The organism is Roseomonas alba, from assembly GCF_019430885.1.
GTDB classification, from domain to species: domain Bacteria; phylum Pseudomonadota; class Alphaproteobacteria; order Acetobacterales; family Acetobacteraceae; genus Neoroseomonas; species Neoroseomonas alba.
The window spans coordinates 327,630-346,897 of record NZ_JAHYBZ010000005.1; the positions used below are offsets into that span (position 1 = coordinate 327,630).

17 protein-coding genes are annotated in these 19,268 nt (G+C 69.1%); 5 read left to right on the forward strand and 12 right to left on the reverse strand.

Annotation, left to right across the window (positions count from 1 at the left end):
* Positions 1 to 9 precede the first annotated feature (9 nt).
* The 6 genes from KPL78_RS16150 to KPL78_RS16175 all read right to left on the reverse strand — a co-directional run bounded on the left by KPL78_RS16150 (position 10) and on the right by KPL78_RS16175 (position 6,254).
* The gene (locus KPL78_RS16150; RefSeq protein WP_219764002.1) at positions 10 to 1,365 is read right to left on the reverse strand and encodes an LLM class flavin-dependent oxidoreductase; all 1,356 of its coding nucleotides are present in this window, start codon (positions 1,363 to 1,365) and stop codon (positions 10 to 12) included.
* Positions 1,366 to 1,387: 22 nt separating this feature from the next.
* Positions 1,388 to 2,431, reverse strand: coding sequence for an ABC transporter substrate-binding protein (locus tag KPL78_RS16155; protein WP_255569060.1), 1,044 nt, complete (start codon positions 2,429 to 2,431; stop codon positions 1,388 to 1,390).
* A 26-nt stretch (positions 2,432 to 2,457) separates the two neighbouring features.
* Entirely contained in the window at positions 2,458 to 3,540 is a 1,083-nt protein-coding gene (locus KPL78_RS16160) for an ABC transporter ATP-binding protein (RefSeq protein ID WP_219764004.1), read from the reverse strand.
* Between the two features lie 196 nt (positions 3,541 to 3,736).
* Positions 3,737 to 4,390, reverse strand: a complete 654-nt coding sequence (locus KPL78_RS16165) for a DUF1028 domain-containing protein (RefSeq protein WP_219764005.1) — start codon at positions 4,388 to 4,390, stop codon at positions 3,737 to 3,739.
* Positions 4,387 to 4,797 (reverse strand): Rid family hydrolase, encoded by a 411-nt coding sequence (locus tag KPL78_RS16170; RefSeq protein ID WP_219764006.1) that lies wholly within the window; start codon positions 4,795 to 4,797, stop codon positions 4,387 to 4,389. The genes KPL78_RS16165 and KPL78_RS16170 overlap by 4 nt, the downstream gene beginning before the upstream one ends.
* Positions 4,797 to 6,254 carry a 4-hydroxyphenylacetate 3-hydroxylase family protein gene (locus tag KPL78_RS16175; RefSeq protein ID WP_219764007.1) on the reverse strand — a complete coding sequence of 486 codons (1,458 nt, stop codon included), beginning with the start codon at positions 6,252 to 6,254 and terminating at the stop codon, positions 4,797 to 4,799. Before KPL78_RS16175 ends, KPL78_RS16170 begins: the two co-directional genes overlap by 1 nt.
* A 98-nt stretch (positions 6,255 to 6,352) precedes the next feature.
* Here KPL78_RS16175 and KPL78_RS16180 point away from each other — a divergent pair, with 98 nt between their 5' ends.
* Positions 6,353 to 7,327 carry a LysR family transcriptional regulator gene (locus KPL78_RS16180; protein ID WP_219764008.1) on the forward strand — a complete coding sequence of 325 codons (975 nt, stop codon included), beginning with the start codon at positions 6,353 to 6,355 and terminating at the stop codon, positions 7,325 to 7,327.
* 12 nt (positions 7,328 to 7,339) lie between these two features.
* On the opposite strand, the gene hutU is transcribed toward KPL78_RS16180, so the two are convergent.
* From hutU to hutI, 3 genes are all read right to left on the reverse strand, one after another.
* Positions 7,340 to 9,013 (reverse strand): urocanate hydratase, encoded by a 1,674-nt coding sequence (hutU, locus tag KPL78_RS16185; protein WP_219764009.1) that lies wholly within the window; start codon positions 9,011 to 9,013, stop codon positions 7,340 to 7,342.
* 337 nt (positions 9,014 to 9,350) lie between these two features.
* A complete protein-coding gene (gene hutH, locus KPL78_RS16190; RefSeq protein WP_219764010.1) occupies positions 9,351 to 10,862 on the reverse strand; it encodes a histidine ammonia-lyase in 1,512 nt (503 codons plus the stop codon).
* Positions 10,859 to 12,070, reverse strand: a complete 1,212-nt coding sequence (gene hutI / locus KPL78_RS16195) for an imidazolonepropionase (RefSeq protein WP_432761283.1) — start codon at positions 12,068 to 12,070, stop codon at positions 10,859 to 10,861. Before hutI ends, hutH begins: the two co-directional genes overlap by 4 nt.
* 150 nt (positions 12,071 to 12,220) lie before the next feature.
* Here hutI and hutC point away from each other — a divergent pair, with 150 nt between their 5' ends.
* From hutC to KPL78_RS16210, 3 genes are all read left to right on the forward strand, one after another.
* Positions 12,221 to 12,940 carry a histidine utilization transcriptional repressor HutC gene (gene hutC / locus KPL78_RS16200; protein ID WP_219764011.1) on the forward strand — a complete coding sequence of 240 codons (720 nt, stop codon included), beginning with the start codon at positions 12,221 to 12,223 and terminating at the stop codon, positions 12,938 to 12,940.
* Between the two features lie 181 nt (positions 12,941 to 13,121).
* Positions 13,122 to 14,090 (forward strand): Bug family tripartite tricarboxylate transporter substrate binding protein, encoded by a 969-nt coding sequence (locus tag KPL78_RS16205; protein ID WP_219764012.1) that lies wholly within the window; start codon positions 13,122 to 13,124, stop codon positions 14,088 to 14,090.
* The gene (locus KPL78_RS16210; RefSeq protein WP_219764013.1) at positions 14,090 to 15,064 is read left to right on the forward strand and encodes a Bug family tripartite tricarboxylate transporter substrate binding protein; all 975 of its coding nucleotides are present in this window, start codon (positions 14,090 to 14,092) and stop codon (positions 15,062 to 15,064) included. The genes KPL78_RS16205 and KPL78_RS16210 overlap by 1 nt, the downstream gene beginning before the upstream one ends.
* Before the next feature lie 9 nt (positions 15,065 to 15,073).
* Here the strand turns inward: KPL78_RS16210 and KPL78_RS16215 are convergent, their stop codons facing one another.
* From KPL78_RS16215 to KPL78_RS16225, 3 genes are read right to left on the reverse strand one after another with little or no spacing between them, the layout of a single operon-like run.
* Positions 15,074 to 16,063, reverse strand: a complete 990-nt coding sequence (locus tag KPL78_RS16215; protein ID WP_219764014.1) for an NADPH:quinone oxidoreductase family protein — start codon at positions 16,061 to 16,063, stop codon at positions 15,074 to 15,076.
* A gap of 14 nt (positions 16,064 to 16,077) precedes the next feature.
* Positions 16,078 to 16,485 (reverse strand): PaaI family thioesterase, encoded by a 408-nt coding sequence (locus tag KPL78_RS16220; protein ID WP_219764015.1) that lies wholly within the window; start codon positions 16,483 to 16,485, stop codon positions 16,078 to 16,080.
* Positions 16,478 to 18,142 (reverse strand): class I adenylate-forming enzyme family protein, encoded by a 1,665-nt coding sequence (locus KPL78_RS16225; protein WP_219764016.1) that lies wholly within the window; start codon positions 18,140 to 18,142, stop codon positions 16,478 to 16,480. Before KPL78_RS16225 ends, KPL78_RS16220 begins: the two co-directional genes overlap by 8 nt.
* Before the next feature lie 186 nt (positions 18,143 to 18,328).
* On the opposite strand from KPL78_RS16225, the gene KPL78_RS16230 reads away from it, so the two are divergent.
* Positions 18,329 to 19,144 (forward strand): GntR family transcriptional regulator, encoded by an 816-nt coding sequence (locus KPL78_RS16230; RefSeq protein ID WP_219764017.1) that lies wholly within the window; start codon positions 18,329 to 18,331, stop codon positions 19,142 to 19,144.
* Positions 19,145 to 19,268 lie beyond the last annotated feature (124 nt).

The window sequence follows — 19,268 nt, forward strand, 5'->3', positions numbered from 1 at the left end:
CCTTCTTGCTTATTGGGCGGCCTGGGCCTGCTGGACCGGTGGCACATGCGGCGGCCGTCGCAGGCCGAGATGCTCGCGCAGCGTGCGGCCCGCATATTCCTTGCGGAACAGCCCGCGGCGCTGGAGTTCCGGAACCACGAGGCGGACGACGTCCGCCAGCCCCTCCGGCTGCAGCGGAAGCTGGAGCATGAAGCCATCCGCCGCGCCGGTGGAGAACCATTCCTCCATCGTGTCCGCGATCTGCTTCGCCGTGCCGCGCACGGTGGTGGACCCGCGCTGGTAGCGGCGCGCGATCTCGAGCAGCGTCAGCTTGTCCTCGCGGATCATGCGCACGATCTCGGCGAAATAGGCGGTGTGGAAATTGGCCTTGGCCGGGATGCGTGATTCCGGAATCGGCTCGTCGAAGGGCAGGTCCGACAGATCCGTCTCCAGATCCATGGACAGGCGCTGCCGAGCGACGACGGGATGCATCAACTCCTGCAATGTCTGGTACTTGTCCTCGGCCTCCTGCGCGCTCTCGCCCACGATGACCGGCATCCCGCCGAGCAGGCAGAGCTCCTCCGGCGCGCGTCCATGGCGTGCCATGCGGCCCTTGAGGTCGCTGTAATAGGCACGCGCGGCGTCGATCGTCTTGGCGGAGCCGAACACGATCTCCGCGGTTTCCGCCGCGAGCTCCTTGCCGGCGTCCGAGGCGCCGGCCTGGATGATCACCGGATGGCCCTGCGGCGTGCGCTCGATGTTCAGCCCGCCGCGGATGTGGAAGTGCTCGCCCTCATGGATCACAGGATGCAGCTTGGACGGGTCATAGAGCCGGCCCTGCGGGCGGTCGTAGAGGAAGGCCCCGTCCTCCCAGGTATTCCAGAACTTCTTCACGAGCTGCACGAACTCCCGTGCGCGGTCGTAGCGCGCGGCATGGGCGATCAGCGGCTCCGGCCCGAAATTCCCGGCCGCATAGGCATTGGCCGTCGTTACGACGTTCCACGCCGCCCGGCCGCCGCTGACATGATCCAGCGAGGCGAATTGCCGCGCCACGTTGAACGGCTCGTTGAAGGTGGTGGTCGCCGTGCCGCCCAGGCCGATGAACTCCGTCGCGCCCGACAACGCGGCGAGCGCGGTGAGCGGCTCCAGCACATTGGTGAACAGCGGATAGCGGCTCCAGGCCTCGAGGTCGTTAATCCTGAGCGCCGGCGTGTCCGCCATGAAGAACATGTCGAAGCAGCCGGCCTCGGCGATCTTCGCGAGCCGGCGATAAGCAGCGATGGAGACATCGCTGCCATCCTCGGTGCTCGGGTGGCGCCAGGCCCCCGGATGCGCCCCGCTCAGATGGGCTGAGAAGGCGAGATGGATCATCCTCGGTGCGCTCATGGCGCGATCCCCTTCCTCGATGTCAGCTCAGCAGCCAGTCCTGAAAGCGTTCCTGGACCTTCGAGCGGTTCGCACCCCACCATTCGGAATTCGACACGGCGAGGCCGCGGATATTCGCCGGCGAGGTCGGCAGGACCTCAGCGCGTTCGGGCGGCATGAAGTTGTAGGCAAGCTGGTTGCTCGGCCCGTTGGCGACCATCGTCGAATAGATCGCCTGCTGCTCGGGTTTCATGCAGAAGGCGATGAAACGGCGCGTCAGGTCGGCGCGCGGCGTGCCGCGCAGGATCGACCAGCCATCCGTCGAGTAGAGCCCCTGTTCCCACCGCATCTTCACCGGCGCCCCGGCCGAGATCGCGGCATAGGCACGCGCGCCCCAGGTGTCGGACATGTCCACCTCGCCGCTTTGCAGAAGCTGGGTGTTCTGCGCGCCGCTGGTCCACCAGACGTTGATGTGCTGCTTGATCTGGTCGAGTTTGCGGAATGCACGGTTGAGATCGATTGGATAGAGTTGGCTTGCGGGCACGCCATCGGCCATCAGCGCGGCCTCCATGACGCCGGTGACGCTGCGGTACAGGGCGCGGCGCCCGGGGAATTTCGAGAGGTCCCAGAAATCCGCCCAGTTACGCGGCCCGTTCTCCCCGAACTTGTCGGTGCGGTAGGCGAGCACGGTCGCGAATACCGAGAAGCCGAACCACTTGTCGTTCAGCATGCCGTCGATTAGCCCCGGCACGCCCTGTAGGTTCAACGGCTCGATGTAGTTCCGCGGTCGGGAGAGATTGATCACGTGCTGGGCCGTGACCATGCAGGCATCCCAAATGTAACTCCGCGAATCGACAATGAGCCGGAACTGCACGGTGGGGTCGGCTTCATGCACGACGCCCACGACCTTGATGCCGGTCTCCCGCTCGAAGGGTTCGTAGAAGGCGGCGCGCAGCGCGGCGGCCGGCGCGCCGCCGACATCGGCAATGGTGATCTGGTCAGCGGCGAAGGCGCGTTCAGCCGTGAAGACGAAGGGCGCGGCGATCGCCCCGCCCAGGATGCGCCGTCGCGTGATGGAATGCGTCATCGTCCCAAACCCTCCTGTGTCGCGGTTCATGAGAAGAGCAGCCTGGCGCGCTCCGGGGCCCAGCCGAGAGCCGCCTCCTCACCCAGATGCGGTACGGCCTGGCCGGAACTGCGCCGCACGACGAGCGTCGCACCAGAACCAAGCGTCACGACTAGACGGAACTCCGATCCCGCATAGACCGATTCCGTCACCCGGCCGCGCAGCGCACCGTCGGGCCGCAGTTCGACATGCTCCGGCCGGATGGTCAGCGCGGCCTCGCCGCTGCCGGCGGTGCCGGGTGGCAGCGCGAGCGTGCCGTCCGCCGTCTCCAACCCCGCGGGCCCGAAGCGCCCGTGCAGCACGTTGGAGATGCCGATGAAATCGGCGGCGAAGAGTGTCGCCGGATGCTCGTAGATCTCCTGCGGCGTGCCGAGCTGCTCGATCCGTCCATGGTTCATCAGGCAGATGCGGTCGGACATGGCGAGCGCTTCCTCCTGATCATGCGTGACGAAGATGATCGTCGCGCCGGTGTCGCGATGCAGGCGCTTGATCTCAATCTGCATGGTCTCACGGAGCTTGCGGTCCAGCGCGCCGAGCGGTTCGTCCATCAGGATCAACGCCGGCTGGTAGACGAAACAGCGGGCGAGCGCGACGCGCTGCTGCTGCCCACCGGACAACTCAGTGGGAAAGCGGTCGCGCAGTGTGGAGAGGCCCACCATTTCTAGCGCTGCGGCGACCCGGCGTTCCAATTCTCCCCGCGGTACGCGGCGCATCTCCAGCGGGAAGGCCGCGTTCTCCCGCACTGTCATGTGCGGGAACAGCGCGTAGTTCTGGAACACGACACCGATGCTGCGCTTGTGGGCCGGCGTCCAGGTGTGGTCCTGCCCGTCGATCAACAGCCGCCCGGCCGTCGGTTCCGCCAGCCCGGCGATCAGTTGCAGCAGGGTCGTTTTTCCGGAACCGGACGGACCAAGCACGGTCAAGAACTCGCCCGTCGCGACGTTGAGGTCCATGGGCCGCAGTGCATGCACGGACCCGTACTGCTTCGCGAGGCCGTTCAACGACAGTTTCGCAGACCGTCCTTCCTGTTCCGTCGCCGCGGTCATCCTGATCTGCGCATCCGCGTTCATGCTTCGTGCTGCTCCGCACGGCAACCGGGCCTCGCGCCGGCGCTACCGCGCCGCATCCTACGCGCCGCGCCGCGCAACGGAATGCTGCAAATGACGGAAAATGCGATGAGGTGCCGCGATGCTGCGCGCCCATGCAGCATCGCGCCCACCCGCCAAGGCGCCATGCCCACGCGACGGGCATCGCCTTCGCCGCGCATCAGAAGGTGGGCGCCTGACGCGGGTCGAGGAAGCGCGCCACATAGGCCGCCTGCTGCGGCGCGTAGCGTGTCCAGAGTGCGCGCAACGCCGCGATCGGCGCATCGTCCCAATCGACGCGCAGGTCGACGACCGGCCAGTCATGCGTCTCGCTGACCAGCAAGCCAGCGCCGTGCTCGTCGTCGAATTCACCGCCCGTGTCCAGGCCGGCTTCCAGGGCGCGCATCAGCCGCTCGGCGAGCGCCTCGCCCTCCGACGCGACGAAGGCGTCCACCATCGCGGTGGGCACGCGATCGTTCGCGAGCAGATTGCCCATCGCGACGCAGCCGGGGCCTGTTGCGAAGGCGGCGACGGGCATTGACACCTCGCCGACGTGCCACGCCAGCGCGCCACGCCGATCCACCACCGCGACCTGCCGGTGCTCCGGCGCCGTCGTACTGTCCAGCAGAAGCCGCAGCACGGCGGCAGCACCAAGCCCCTCCCGCAGCAGCCGGATGCCGAGCGGCCCGAGCGCGGGGTCGGAGAAATTCTGCGTCGCCACCGCCCCCATCGCGTCGGTGCGGATGCAGCGCGCCGCCGTCGCGACGGAGGAGGAGGTCACCACCGCACCGAAGGCGCCGCTCACCGGGCAACGTGCGATGAGGGAATAGGTCATGGCGTCGATACCACCGCGGTGATGTCGATCTCCATCATGTATTCCGGCTTGGCGAGACCCGCAACGATCAGCCCGGTCGAGACCGGATGCACGCCCTTCAGCCATTTCCCGACGACGCGATAGACCGGCTCACGATAGGCGCGATCGGTGATGTAGATGTGGATCTGCACCACGTCCTGTAGCGTGGCGCCGGCTTCCTTCAGCAGGATCTCGGCGCAGCGCATGGCGTTCTCCGCCTGCGCGGCGGGGTCGCCGATGCCGACGATATTGCCGTCCAGGTCCATCGCCGTCTGGCCGCGCAGATAGACCGTGTCGCCAGCCCGCACCGCCATGCAGACATCGTTGTCGAGCGATTGCTCGGGATACGCGTCCTTCGTATTGAACTTTCGGAACCGTTCGATTGCCATCACGCGGCCTTCCCGATCTTGTCCTTGCCCATCACCTGATCCGACAGGCCTGCGGCCCTCCGCACCAGATCCAGCGGCCCCTCGAAGTCGAAGGACCGATACACTGCCGCCAGGTGGCTGAAATGCGGGGCCTGGGCGAATTGCGCGAAAGCCAGGCGATGCCCGGCATAGCCGCTGGTCAACAGATCCCGCGCATAGGCGAGCAGCCGGCGGCGATCCTCGGCATCCCAGCACTCGTTCAACGTGTAGAATTTGCGCAGCCATTCCCCGGCCTCGCCGGCGAATTGCGCCGCATCCGGGGTGACGCAGACCTGGCCGCCGATCAGCTCGCGGGCCGTGTGCATCGCGACCGGCAACTGGCTGCACGCCAGCACGCGCCCGGCATAGAGGATCGACTGGTTCGGCATGAGGAAGCCGGCCGGCGAGGTTTCCGCGAGCGCGATCGACGCGGTGAGATGCGCGCGAATCCCTTCCCGGTAGCAGACCAGTTCGGCGAGCTGCTCCTGCACGCCCTGAAGCTTCTCAAGCCCCGTCTGTCGCGCGTTCCACATCGCTGCGCCGATCATTGCATCGGCGTTGTGCAGCAACCGCAGCACATAGGGGAAGGCGCTGTAGCGGTGCAGCGTGCCGCGGATGAACTGGGCCGCGCGGGTGTGGCGATAGAAGAACACGTCCTCCCACGGGATCAGCACGTCGTCGAAGACGACCAGCGCCTCGACCTCGTCAAAGCGCGCGCCGATCGGATGGTCCGTGGCGCTGCCCTGTGTCGCGAAGGATGCGCGGCAGATGTGCTTCACCCCCGGCGCGCCCATCTTCACGATGCAGCCGACGGCGTGCTGGCTTTCCTTCTCGTCGGTCCAGGCGCCGACGGTCGGCTTCAGGAAGGCCTGATCGGCATAGGGGGCGGCTGTCTCGAACTTGGCGCCGCGAATGACGATGCCGGCATCCGTCTCCCGCACCACGCGGATCATCATGTCGGGATCGCGCTGGTCGACAGGGCGTGACCGGTCGCCCTTCGGATCGGTGTTGGCGCTGACGTGGAAGGGGTCCTTCGTCACCACCTCGCGGATATGCCGGTCGATGTTGCCGGCGAAGCGCGGATCGATCGACGCCAGCACGTCACGTCCATCGGCGAGCGACCACATCTCGCCCACCGTCTCATCACCCATGCGCGTGACCGTGCCGCCCAGGTCGCGCAGGACCAGGTCCACGCCGTCCCACTTCTTCTGCCAATCCTCCTTCGTCAGGGGTGGCGCCTGGAGCAGGCTGTGCGTGCCATCGGCATCGGCGAAGGTCAGCGACGGCGTCTCATGGTGCAGGTCGTACATCCGCGCCTTGGCTGCCACGATCGGCTTCAGCGCCGGGTGGGAGGCGACATCGTGCACGCGCTCGCCGTCGACATAGACCTCGCGGCCATCCTTCAGACCCTCGAGGTATTCCGTGCCGGTCCGGATCATCTGTCGCTCCCGCCTTGGCCCCACCGCATGCTGCGCTGCGGCACGGCATAGATGAAACCATCTTCTTCCGGGCAATGACCTCGGATTATCCTATGCAGATGCGTCTGCCCCTGCGAGCCCTGGCCTATGCCGTCGCGGTTGCCGATACCGGCTCCATCTCGGGCGCTGCCCGGCGACTGCGGCTGTCCCAGCCCTCGCTCAGCGAGGCGATCGCGGCCTGCGAGGCCGAGTTCGGCTTCCCCCTTTTCGTGCGCCACCCTGCCCGCGGCGTGTCGCCGACGCCGGCCGGCGCGCGCGTGCTGGCCGAAGCGCGCGCGCTGCTCGCGCATGCCGAGGACTTCTCCCACGCCGCCCGCGCCATGGGCCATGACCCGATCGGTGAGATCAGCGTCGGCTGCTTCATCTCGGTGGCGCCGCGCTTCATCCCGTCCTTGCTCGCCGGCTTCCGCGGCGACTTTCCCCGCGTGCGCGTCGCGGTGGAGGAAGGCGACCACGATGCAGTGCTGGACGGCCTGGTCGAGGGACGGACAGAACTGGCCCTCGCCTATGACTACGCGCTGCGCGATGGACTGCGCGCCGAACCGCTGGCGCATCTGCCGCCGCATGCCGTGCTGCCGGTGACCCACCGGCTGGCGCGGCGTGCCTCGGTGAAGCTGGCCGAACTCGTCGAGGAACCCTTCCTGCTGCTCGACCTGCCGCAGTCGCGCGATTATTTTCTTGGCTTGTTCCGCACCGCTGGGCTGGAGCCGCGCATCGGCTTCCGCTCTCGCAGCATCGAGATGGTGCGCGGCATGGTCGCAGCGGAACACGGCTGGTCCATCCTGAACATCGTGCCGCGTTCGCCCTACACCGTGGATGGGCGCCGCATCGTCGCCCTGCCCTTGGAGCCCGCCTTGCCCGCCGTCACGATCATGCTGCTGTCCATGGCTGCCCGACCGCGGCGCCCGGCGGTCGAGGCCTTCGCAGGCTTCGTGCGGCACGCCTTCGCCCGCGGCGGCATGTTCGACCCGCAGCAGCCGGAACGCGTCGGCATGCTGCGCCGTTCGTCCGACTCGCAGGCGCTGTCGGACTAACGCCGCACCCGTTCAGACGCCGATGCCGAGGGCCGGAAGCTTCATGCCCATCTTCTTCGCGTGCTCGATGGCGATGTCGTAGCCGGCATCGGCATGGCGCATCACGCCAGTGCCGGGATCGTTCCACAGCACGCGCGCCAGGCGCCTCGCCGCGGCCTCCGTCCCATCCGCCACGATCACCACACCGGCATGCTGCGAAAAGCCCATGCCCACGCCGCCGCCATGATGCAGCGACACCCAAGTCGCACCGGATGCCGTGTTCAGCAGCGCATTCAGCAGCGGCCAGTCGGAGACGGCATCCGACCCGTCTTTCATCGCCTCCGTCTCCCGGTTCGGGGAGGCGACCGAACCCGAATCGAGGTGGTCACGCCCGATAACGATCGGCGCCTTCACCTCACCCTTCGCGACCATCTCGTTGAAGGCGAGACCAAGGCGATGGCGATCCCCCAGCCCGACCCAGCAGATCCGCGCCGGAAGCCCCTGGAAGGAGATCCGCTTGCCCGCCATGTCGAGCCAGGTATGCAGATGCGCATCATGCGGCAGCAACTCGCGCACCTTGGCGTCGGTCTTCGCGATATCCTCCGGGTCGCCGGACAGCGCCGCCCAGCGGAACGGCCCGACACCGCGGCAGAACAGCGGGCGGATATAGGCGGGTACGAAGCCGGGGAAGTCGAAGGCGTGCTCGACGCCCATTTCCTTCGCCATCTGGCGGATGTTGTTGCCGTAGTCGACGACCGGGATGCCCTGGTTCCAGAAGCCCAGCATCGCCTCGACATGCTGCGCCATGGACCGCTTCGCCGCGAGCGTCGTGCCGGCCGGATCGCGCTCCCGCCGCTCCTCCCACTCCGCGAGCGTCCAGCCCGCAGGCAGATAGCCATTCAGCGGATCATGCGCGCTGGTCTGGTCCGTGACGACGTTCGGGCGGATGCCGCGGCGCAGAATCTCGGGGAAGACCTCCGCGGCATTGCCGAGCAGCCCGACCGAGATCGCGCGACCATCCTTCTTCGCCGCCTCGACCATTGCCAGCGCTTCATCCAGCGTCTCGGCCCGCGCATCGAGGTATCGCGTGCGCAGCCGCATCTCGATGCGGGAAGGTTGGCATTCCACCGCGATCATCGAGGCGCCGGCCATGGTCGCCGCCAGCGGCTGCGCCCCACCCATGCCGCCGAGGCCACCCGTCAGGATCCACTTGCCCGCGAGCGAACCGCCATAGTGCTGGCGCCCGACCTCGACGAAGGTCTCATAGGTGCCCTGCACGATGCCCTGGCTGCCGATGTAGATCCACGACCCGGCCGTCATCTGGCCGTACATCATCAGGCCCTTGCGATCGAGCTCGTGGAACTTCTCCCAGGTCGCCCAATGCGGCACGAGGTTCGAGTTCGCGATCAGCACGCGCGGCGAATCCGCCGTAGTGCGGAAGATGCCGACCGGCTTGCCGGACTGGACGAGCAGCGTCTCCTCCGGCTCCAGCCCCTTCAGCGACGACACGATGCGATCGAAGGCGTCCCAGTCGCGCGCCGCACGGCCGATGCCGCCATAGACGACGAGTTCCTCGGGCTTCTCCGCAACCTCGGGATCGAGGTTGTTCATCAGCATGCGCATCGCCGCCTCGGCGCCCCAGCTCTGGCAGATGGGGACCGATCCGCGCGGCGCAGTGACGATGCGGGAATTGGCGATGCGGGTCATGGAGTCGGACCTTTCCTGAGAAGGCGTGGCTGCAGGGATCCCGTCCCATAGGCATGGTGGCGCTTGGCACCAGAGAGGGGCTTTGCCCCTCTCCGGACCTCACCCCACCAAAGGCCACAAGGCCTTTGGAAACCAATACCTGGCTCCGCGTGGCGCTGTTCGACGAAACGGCGATGCGTCCTCTGGCCGCGACGGCCAGATGGCCCTTCAGGTGCTGGGCACCGAAGCCGCGCTTCCTCATTCGGACGTTGCGTCGTGCCCAACACCAAGTTGAAGTTTCCAAAGGCCTTGTGACCTTTGGTGGGGTGGGTCCAGGAGGGGCAAAGCCGATCCCGCCTCACGACACGACCTCCGGCAGCCGCAATCCACCGACCAGCGCACCGCCCTCCACAAGCCCCGTTGCCGCAGCGATGTCGGGCGCGAGGAACCGATCCGCCACCAGTGGCGCAATGCGCGTGCGGATCGTCGCATGCACTGCCTCCAGCGGCGCGGAGGAGGTCAACGGCCGCCGATGCTCCAGCGCCTCGGCCGCGACCAGCGCCTCGATGCCGATGATCGATGCCGCATTCGCCGCCATGTCGAGCAGCCGATACGCCGCATGCGTCGCCATCGACACATGGTCTTCCTGGTTCGCGGAGGTCGGCAGCGAGTCCACGCTCGCCGGCATGGCGCGCTGCTTGTTCTCAGAGGTCAGCGCCGCCGCCGTGACCTGCGCGATCATCAGTCCCGAATTCAGCCCCGCATTACGGGCGAGGAAGGCCGGCAGCCCGCTCATCACCGGATCGACAAGCAAGGCGGTCCGGCGCTCGGACAGGCTGCCGATCTCGGCCAGCGCGATGGCGATCTGGTCGGCGGCGAAGGCGACAGGCTCGGCGTGGAAGTTGCCGCCCGAGACGATGGACCCGTCATCCAGCACCAGCGGATTGTCGGTCACGGCATTTGCCTCGATCGCGAGCGTGCGCGCGACGAAGCGCAGCATGTCGAGCACCGCGCCCATCACCTGCGGCTGGCAGCGCAGCGAATAGGGGTCCTGCACGCGGTCGTCGCCGTGACGATGGCTCTCGCGGATGGCGCTGCCGGCGAGCAGCCCGCGCAGCGCGTCCGCGACCTCCGCCTGGCCTGAATGGCCGCGCAATGCATGGATACGCGCGTCGAAGGGCGTGTCGGACCCGCGCAGCGCATCGACCGTCATCGCGCCGGCCACCAGCGCCGCCTGGAACACGCGCTCCGCGGCGAAGAGGCCGGCGAGCGCGATCGCCGTCGACACCTGCGTCCCGTTGATCAGCCCGAGCCCTTCCTTCGGGCCGAGCGTGACCGGCGCCAGCCCGGCGGCGCGCAGCGCGTCCGCCGCCGGAACGCCCGGCATGGCCTCGCCTTCGCCGAGCATCGCCGCAGTCATATGCGCGAGCGGTGCCAGATCACCCGACGCACCGACCGATCCCTTGGCCGGAATCAGCGGCAGGACGCCCTTCGCGCGCATGGCCTCGATCAGGGCAATGACTTCCCACCGCACGCCAGAGGCACCACGCGCGAGGCTTGCCGCCTTCATCGCCAGGATCAGGCGGACGACGGCCTCCGGCAGCGGCGCACCGACGCCGCAGGCATGGGACAGGATCAGGTTCCGCTGCAGCGTCGCCAGGTCGCCATCGCCGATGCGCACCGATGCCAGCTTGCCGAAGCCGGTATTGACGCCATAGACGGTCTCGCCTGCCGCGATGACGCGCGCGACCGCGGCGGCGCTGCGATCCACTGCCTCGTGCGCCGACGGATCGAGCGGTATTGCCGCACCACCCATCACGTCTCGCCATGCGCCGAGCGGCACTGCGCCCGGTGTCAGGACCGCAGTCATGCCCGCACCCCTTGGTGAAAGCGCGCAAAAAGCGGCGACGGCCCGATCTGCGCGACGAGTTCCGACAGCGTCTCCACAGACCACACGGCGAGGTCCGCATCCTTGCCGGCCGCGATGCTGCCGATCCGATCGGCACGGCCGAGCGCATGCGCCGCCTCGATGGTGAAGCCCCGCAGCACTTCGTCGACCGTCATGCCGAACAGCACGCAGGCGAGCGTCGCGCAGACACGCGGCGAGGCAATCGGCGAGGAGCCGGGATTGAGATCCGTCGCCACCGCCATGCGCGTGCCCGCGGCGCGGAAGGCGGCGATGGGCGGCCTGTGCGTCTCGTTGATCATCAGGAAAGCACCCGGCAGCAGCACGGCCACCGTGCCGGCCTGCGCCATCGCGCGCGCGCCGGCCTCGCTGGTGTATTCGAGGTGATCGGTCGACAGCGCCCCATGCCGCGCCGCCAGCGCAGCGCCATCACCGTCGCTGAGCTGATCGGCATGCGACTTCACCGCCAGCCCGGCCGCCTGAGCCGCGGCGAAGACGCGCGCGCATTCCGCCGCGTCGAAGGCGATGCCCTCCTGAAATACATCCACCGCGTCGGCTAGCCCCTCGGCGGCGATGCACGGGATCATCCGCTCGCAGACCAGATCCAAATAGGCCGCGCGATCGCCACCCGGCGGCACCGCATGGGCACCCAGATAGGTCACCGCGACCGAGACGCGCCGATGCGCTGCCAGCCCGCGCGCCACGCGCAACTGGCGCAGCTCCGTCTCCTCATCCAGGCCGTAGCCGGACTTGATCTCGACCGTCGTCACGCCTTCGGCCAGTAGGGCATCGAGGCGCTTCAGGGACGCCGCCGTCAGCGCTGCCTCATTCGCCGCCCGCGTCGCCCGCACCGTCGCGGCGATGCCGCCACCGGATCGTGCGATGTCCGCATAGGATTCGCCGGCCAGCCGCCGCGCGAACTCATCGGCACGGTTGCCGGCGAAGACCAGATGCGTGTGGCAATCGACCACCCCCGGCGTCACCCAGCGCCCGCCGCAGTCGAAGCGTTCGGCGGCATCGATCGACGGCGCCTCGCCCGCCGGCCCGACCCAGGCGATCCGGCCGCCGGCGACCGCCACGACCCCATCCTCGACCACGCCAAGCCCGGCCGGCCCCGCCATGGTGGCGAGCCGCGCCCCGGTCAGCAGCAGATCGGCCTTCAGAGCCGTCACGCACCGAACCCCCTGCATCACGCCCTGGCCAGGGATCGCCAGCGGCATTATTGTATAGACATTATTCTGATCAGAGGCCGCGCCGATGCGCAAGCGCCTATTTTCCCGACCGGCGTTCCCTGCCCGCCGCATCGCCGGCATGCTTGCCGCATGAACGCCCTTGTCCTCGACGGCGAAGGCCCGGTGCACGGCCAGATCCGGCGCGCGCTGAGCTCGGCCATCCTGACCGGCCGCATCCCGCCCGGTGGCCGCATCCCGCCGGAAAGCGAGCTGATGGCGCTGTTCGGGGCCTCCCGCATGACGGTCCATCGCGCGGTCGCCGCCCTCGCGGCGGAAGGCCTGGTGCGTCGCAACCGCCGCGCCGGCACGGTGGCGAGCCCGGAAGCCCGCGGCCGCGCGGTCTTCGAGATCTGGGACATCGGCGCCGAGATCCGCGCCTCGGGCCAGGAACACCGATTCGAGATTCTCTCCCGCGCCGTCCGCCCGGCCGACGAGGGCGATATGGACCTGCCCGCCGGCGCGCATCTGCTGGATATCGTGACGCGCCATCTGGCCAATGACACGCCGATGCAGGTGGAGGAGCGCCTCATCAACCTCGACGCCGCGCCCGATGCCGCGACCGAACCCTTCGCCGCCGTCTCCCCCGGCCGCTGGCTTCTCGACCGTGTGCCCTGGACCGAGGCGGAACACGCGATCCGCGCCGTCGCCGCACCGGCGCGCGTGGCGAAGCTGCTTGGCATGAAGGCCGGTGAGGCCGCGCTGGTGGTCGAACGCCGCACGTGGAACGGGCCGGTGCCGGTCACCTTCGCGCGGCTCTGGCACGCCGGGGACCGTCATCGCCTGGTCGGACGCTTCGCCGCCGGGCGGTAGCGACGGCGTCGCAGCCGGCGGATATTCGGTGTTGCAGTAATAGTCCGTATGTCTTTACATTAGGACGCCCTCTCACGACGGCGTGCGCCGAACCGCGAGGAACCGATCACCGGGAAAGTGCGGCAAAGACCGCACCGCCTGCCAGACACGGCTCAGCACACCCAACCACGGATCCTGTTCGATGCCGACGCTGAACCGACGGACCCTCCTGGCCGCACCCGCCAGCCTGGCTGTCGCGCGTGCCGCACACGCCCAAACCTTCCCGGATCGCCCGATCCGGCTCGTGCTGCCTTATGCGCCGGGCGGCGTGGTGGACACGGTCGGGCGCGTCATCGCGCAGGGGTTGACCGAGAAACTCGGCCAATCGGTCGTCGCGGAGAATCGGTCCGGCGCCGGCGGCGTGGTCGGCGCCGACTACGTCGCGAAGTCGCCCGCCGACGGCTACGTGCAGTTGCTGATCGACCCGGCGCTGATCATCAATCCGTCGCTCCAGCAGCAGGTGCCCTACGACGTCTTCCGGGATTTCCGGCCGATCTCGATCGTGACCAGCTCGCCGCTCGTGCTGGTCGTCTCGCCCTCCGTGCCGGCACAGACCATCGCCGAGTTCATCGCCCTCGTCCGCGCCAACAAGGGGCGGTACAGCTATGCCTCGGCTGGCGTCGGCACGACGCCGCACCTGGCGGGTGAGATGTTCTCCCTGCGCACCGGCGGCGATGCGACGCATGTGCCCTATCGCGGCATCGCGGCGGGCTTCGCCGACATGATGACCGGGCAGGTGCAGTTCTCCTTCAGCAGCATCGCCGGCGCGCGCGGCCTGGTCGCGGATGGCAAGCTGAAGGCGCTCGCCACCACCGGCGCGCGGCGTAGCGCCGCCTTCCCGGACCTGTCGACGATGCAGGAGGCCGGCATGGACGGCTTCGTCGTGGATCTGTGGCTGGCGCTGCTCGCCCCCGCCGCCACGCCGGACCCGATCATCGCCAGGATGAATGCCGCGGTGACCGAGGTGCTGCGCGAACCGGCGACGATCGCGAGCCTCGCCCGCGTCGGCGTCGAACCGCGCGGCACCAGTAGCGCCGAGGCGGCGACCATGCTCCGCGCCGAATTCGACACCTGGCGCAAGCTCATCGCCGATGCGCGGATCACGCTGTGATGCGGGTGATCCTCTCGCGCCGCGCGGCGCTTGCCGCCACCGGCCTGCTCGCCGCCCCGGCGCCGCTGCGCGCCCAGGGCTTTCCGTCCCGCCCGATCCGCGTGATGGTCGGCTTCGCCCCGGGGGGCGCGGCCGATACGATCGCGCGGCTGATCGCGCCCGGCATGGGGGCCGCGCTCGGCCAGACCGTGGTGGTGGAGAACCGCTCCGGCGCCAGCGGCACCAATGCCGCCGCGGTCGTGGCGACGGCGCCGGCGGATGGGCACACCATCCTGCTCTCGACGCTGACGCATGTGTCGAACCCGTTCCTCTTCAGCGGCCTGCCCTTCGACTACGCGACCGCCTTCGCGCCGGTGAGCCAGGTGGTGCTGTTCCCGACCGTGCTCGCCGTGCGCAAGGACTTCCCGGCGGCCGACATGGCGGGCTTCCTGGCGCTGGCGCGCAGCCGGCGCGACACGCCGATCACCTATGGCACGCCGGGCAACGCGACGGCGCAGCACATGGCCGCGGAGCTGCTGCAGCAGCGGGCGGACATCAAGCTTGAGCACGTGCCCTATCGCGGCGGCGCCGATGCGGCGCGCGATCTCGCGGCCGGGGTGATCGAAGCCTCCTTCAATTCAGTCAGCAGCCTCGCCCCCGCCTTCGCGGCCGGGGCGCGGCCGCTGGTGGCAGTGACGGCGCAGCGCATCCCGCAATTGCCCGATGTCCCGACCGGCATCGAAGCCGGCATTCCAGACTTCGTGCTGAGCGACATCTGCGGCGTCTATGCCCCGGCGCAGACGCCGCCCGATACCGTCGCGACGCTCTACCGCGCGATCGCCGCGGCGCTGCGCGCGGATGAGGTGCAGGCAAGGCTGCGCGCCCTGGCGGCGCAGGGCGTCGGCAGTTCCCCGGCCGAGTTCACTGCCTTCATGCAGCAGGAGAGCACGCGGCTCGGCGCGCTGATCCGAGCCGCGGGAATCAGCGTCTCCTGACGGCTTCCGTCAGGGGATCATCACGATGCGTTCGGGGACCGAGCGGTCCAGCAGGGCCCCGAGCGCATCCCGCGCCTGCGCCAGCGGGAAGCTGCGTGACGGCGGCGGCTTGATCCGCCCGGCCTCGAACAGCGCGAAGACTTCCGCGAAGCACTCGCGGACCAGGGCTGGCATGCGCTTGCGGTAGTCGCTGATCTGCAGGCCACTCACCTCGATGTTCTTTACCAGCAGGTAGTTGGCCTTGACGCTTGGGATGCGGCCCGCGGCGAAGCCCACCACGACGAGCCGCCCCTTCCAGGCCAGCGCGCGCAGCGCCGCGTCGAAGGCATCGCCCCCGAGCATGTCGATGACGATGTCCACGCCCTTGCCCTCGGTCGCCGCGCGCACCTGGTCGCGCAAGCTGTCGCGCAGATCCGGCCGGGTCAGCTCCACCACCGCATCCGCCCCGGCCTCGCGCACCGTCTGCGCCTTGGCGAGCGACGACACGCCCGCGATCACGCGGGACGCACCGAGCGCCCGGGCAAGCTGCATGGTCGCGAAACCGACCGCGCCGGTGGCGCCGAGCACCAGCACCGACTCGCCCGCCGCGAAGCGCCCGCGCTCCCGCAGCGCGAACCAGGCCGTGTCGTAGGCGAGCGACATCGCCGCCGCATCGGCGGAGGCGAGGCCGTCAGGCAGGCGGTAGCACTGCGCGGCCGGCGCCACGCACAGCTCCGCATAGCCGCCGATCTCCGCCATGGCGAGAACCCGGTCGCCGACCGCGAAGCCGGTGACGCCGGCGCCGATCGCGACCACCGTCCCGGCCGGCCCCTTGCCCGGCACGAAGGGCCGTTCCGGCAGGAACTGGTAGGTCCCGCCGATGACGAGCGTATCGACGAAATTCGCCGCCACCGCCGCGACGCGGATCAGCACCTCGCCGGGCCCGGCCACCGGATCGGGCATGGTCTCGACGGCAACATTGGCGATGGGCCCGAATTCCCGGACGGTCACGGCCTTCATCTGGCGTATCCTCTTCAGCGTACCTGGAACGTCCCGCGTCCTGCCGCGACCAGCTTCTCCGCCGCGAAGACCTCGACATCCGCCCGCGCGATGGACCGGCCGAGACGCAGCACGCGTCCCTTTGCCATCAGCGTCACGCCCGGTACCGGGCGCAGATAGTCCACGCGCAGATCAATGGTCGGCGCCATGTCACCCGACTGCACCGCGACGGCGGCATGCGCGGTCAGGTCGATCAGCGCCGCGAGGATGCCGCCGTGATAGTCGTCAACGTCGTAGGCGCGGCGGAACTCCAGACGGAACGGCAGCAGTACCGTGACGGCGCCGGTCTCCGCATCGACCGCCGTCGCTTCCGGCTTCAGGAAGGCGTGGAAGGGGGAGCGCGCCATCTCGGCGCGCAGCCGGTCCAACCGGTCGTCAGCCACGGGCTGCAGCGGGCAGGCGGACGGGGACGGGCGTCAGCGCGCCGGCCTCGAGCTGCGTGGCGACGGCCCGCTTGAGGATCTTGCCGCTGGCGGTCAGCGGGATCTCCGGCGTGACGATGAAGAATTCCGGCATGTCGTACTTCGACAGGCCGGCGGCATCGAGATGCAGCAGGATCTCCTCGGCCTCAGCCGAGGTGCCGGGGCGGAACATCACCGCCAGGCACACCTTCTCGCCCAGCCTGTCATCCGGCACGGGCAGGGCGGCGGCGCGCAGCACGGCGGGGTGCTGCATCGCCAGGGTCTCGATCTTGGTGGGGAAGATGTTGTGGCCGCCGCGGATGATGACGTCCTTCTTGCGGCCGGTGATGCGGATATAGCCCTGCTCATCGACCCAGCCGAGATCGCCGGTCATGAACCAGCCCGCGCGGTTGAAGCTGTCCTCGGTCGAGGCCTGGTCGTCGTAGTAGCCGAGCATCAGGGAGGTGCCGCGCCCCGCGATCTGCCCGACCTCGCCGGCCGGAAGTTCGCGGTCGGCATCCTCGCGCGCGAAGACGCGCACCTCATAGCCCGGCGCACAACGGCCGGAGGAGCCGGTGATCAGCTCGGGCGAGTCGGCGGGCAGGGTGTAGTGGGTCGAGCAGGCCTCGGTCATGCCGTAGCCGCTCTGCGGCGTGACGCCATGCGCCAGCAGTTCCGCGACGACGGCACGCGGCGCCGCGGCGCCGGAGATGCGGAAGCCGCGCAGCGCGCCGACACGCGCCTCCCCGCGCTTGCGGATCTCGGCGAGCAGGTCGATCGCATGGGTCGGCACGCCGACCAGGAAGGTGGTCCCGGTCGCGATCACGCGGTCGAGCAGCGAGGCGCCGCGCGGCAGGTCCGGTAGGACCAGTTCGCAGCCGGCCTCGCAGGCCATGACCATGCAGCCGAAGCCGAGATTGTGGCTCAGCGGGCTCAGCGTGCAGATCACGTCCTGCGGGCCGAGCGACCAGTCGGCGATGATCGCTCGCGCATTCGCCAGCACCGTGTTGTCGCTGTGCATCACGCCCTTCGGCGCACCCGTGGTGCCCGAGGTGAAGGCGAGATAGAGCACGCCATCCGGCGCGGACATCGGCACCACCGCCGGCCCCTTCGCAAGCACTGACCCGGCCCAGGCGCCCTCGGCATCATCGTCAAGCTTCGGCAGTCGATGGATGCGGCGCAGCGATCCGACCGCCGATGCTGCGGCGAAGATATCATGGCGATGCGCGTCGGCGCCGTAACCCTCCTCGGCGATCAGCGCGGCGGCGCGCATTCGGGCGCAGAGCTCGACCACCTCGCCGACGGTATGATCGCGATGCAGCGACGGGCAGCAGACATAGCGATCACGCGAACAGGCCAGCAGCGCGACCAGGGTCTCGATGCGGCTCGGCAGCCAGACGGCGACACGGTTGCCCGGCCGCAGCCCGGCCTCGCGCAGGTCCGCGGCCAACGCATCGGTCGCGGCCACCAGCGCGGCCCAGCCGATCGCGCGCCGCCGGTCGCGGATGGCGATGGCGTCCGGCGCGCGCTGCGCCTGCGCCACGGCCCGCGCATAAAGCGTCTCCTCGCGCCAGAAGCCGGAGGCATAGCCTTCGCGCAGCCGCTCCGGACTCAGGGTGGTGAGGATGGCGTTGGTCATGCGGCGGCTCTCCGGGCGGCAGGGTCCGTGCTTCCCCATGCGGATCGCCCCATATATGAGGACATTCGGCCAAGGTTCGTTGTGTTAAAGGCCGACATTGGCGTAATGTCAGGACATTATGAGGCGCCTCGAATTGCTGTCAATCGCCGTCGGCGCGGCCGACCGCCTGCCGGAGAAAGCTGTGCCATGAGCCAAAGCGCGGCATCGCAGATCCGTGACACCGGCGCCACCGCCCTGGACCTGGACGACCTCGCACCGCTCGATTCGACCAGCGCCATGCCGCTCTACATGCAGTTGGCGGAGCGGCTGTCGACACCCTTGCGCATGAACCAGGCCGCGCTCGTCGGTCGCGCCCTGCCAACCGAGGCGCAATGCATGGAGCATTTCGGCATCAGCCGGCCGACCGTGCGCCAGGCGATGGCGCATCTCGTCTCCACCGGTCTCGTCACGCGCGGCCGCGGCCGCGGCACCTTCGTCGCGCCCGAGCGGCTGAATCACGATGTCAGCCTCGCCTTCGAGGACGAGATGCGCGCGGCGCGCAAGACCATCCGCTTCCGCCTGCTGAGCCGCAGCACGCATCCGGCCACCGCTGAGGTCGAAGAGCGCCTTGGCGTCGCGCCGGGCACGCCCGTCGAGCATATCGAGCGCCTGCGCCTGCTGGACGACGAAGCTTTCGCCCATGAACAGCGTTTCGTGCCGGTCGAGATCGGCCGGCACGTCACCCGGCAGATGCTGGAGGAAATGGCAATCATTTCCCTGCTGACGACGGCGCTGGGCCGCGCGCCGGCCCGCATCACCAACACGGTGCGCTGCATCCCGGCGGAGCCACGCATCGCGCGCCTTCTCGCGGTGCGCCCGAGCACGCCGCTGCTCCAGACCGAACACGTCTACTACGCCGTGACTGGCGCGCCGCTGCTCTATGGCGCGGTACGCTTCCACGGCGAACGGTTCCAGTTCACGCTGGATTCGCCGATCCAGACGGCACCGGTCTTCAGGTCCTGACGCTGCGGGCGGGCAGGCGTTCGATATAGAGGTTAAGCCGTGTCGCGGCGGGCCTCGTCGGCGGCACGGCGAGCGAGCTCGGAACCCGCTCGCCCGCCATCGAGCGTACGCGGGACCGATATCG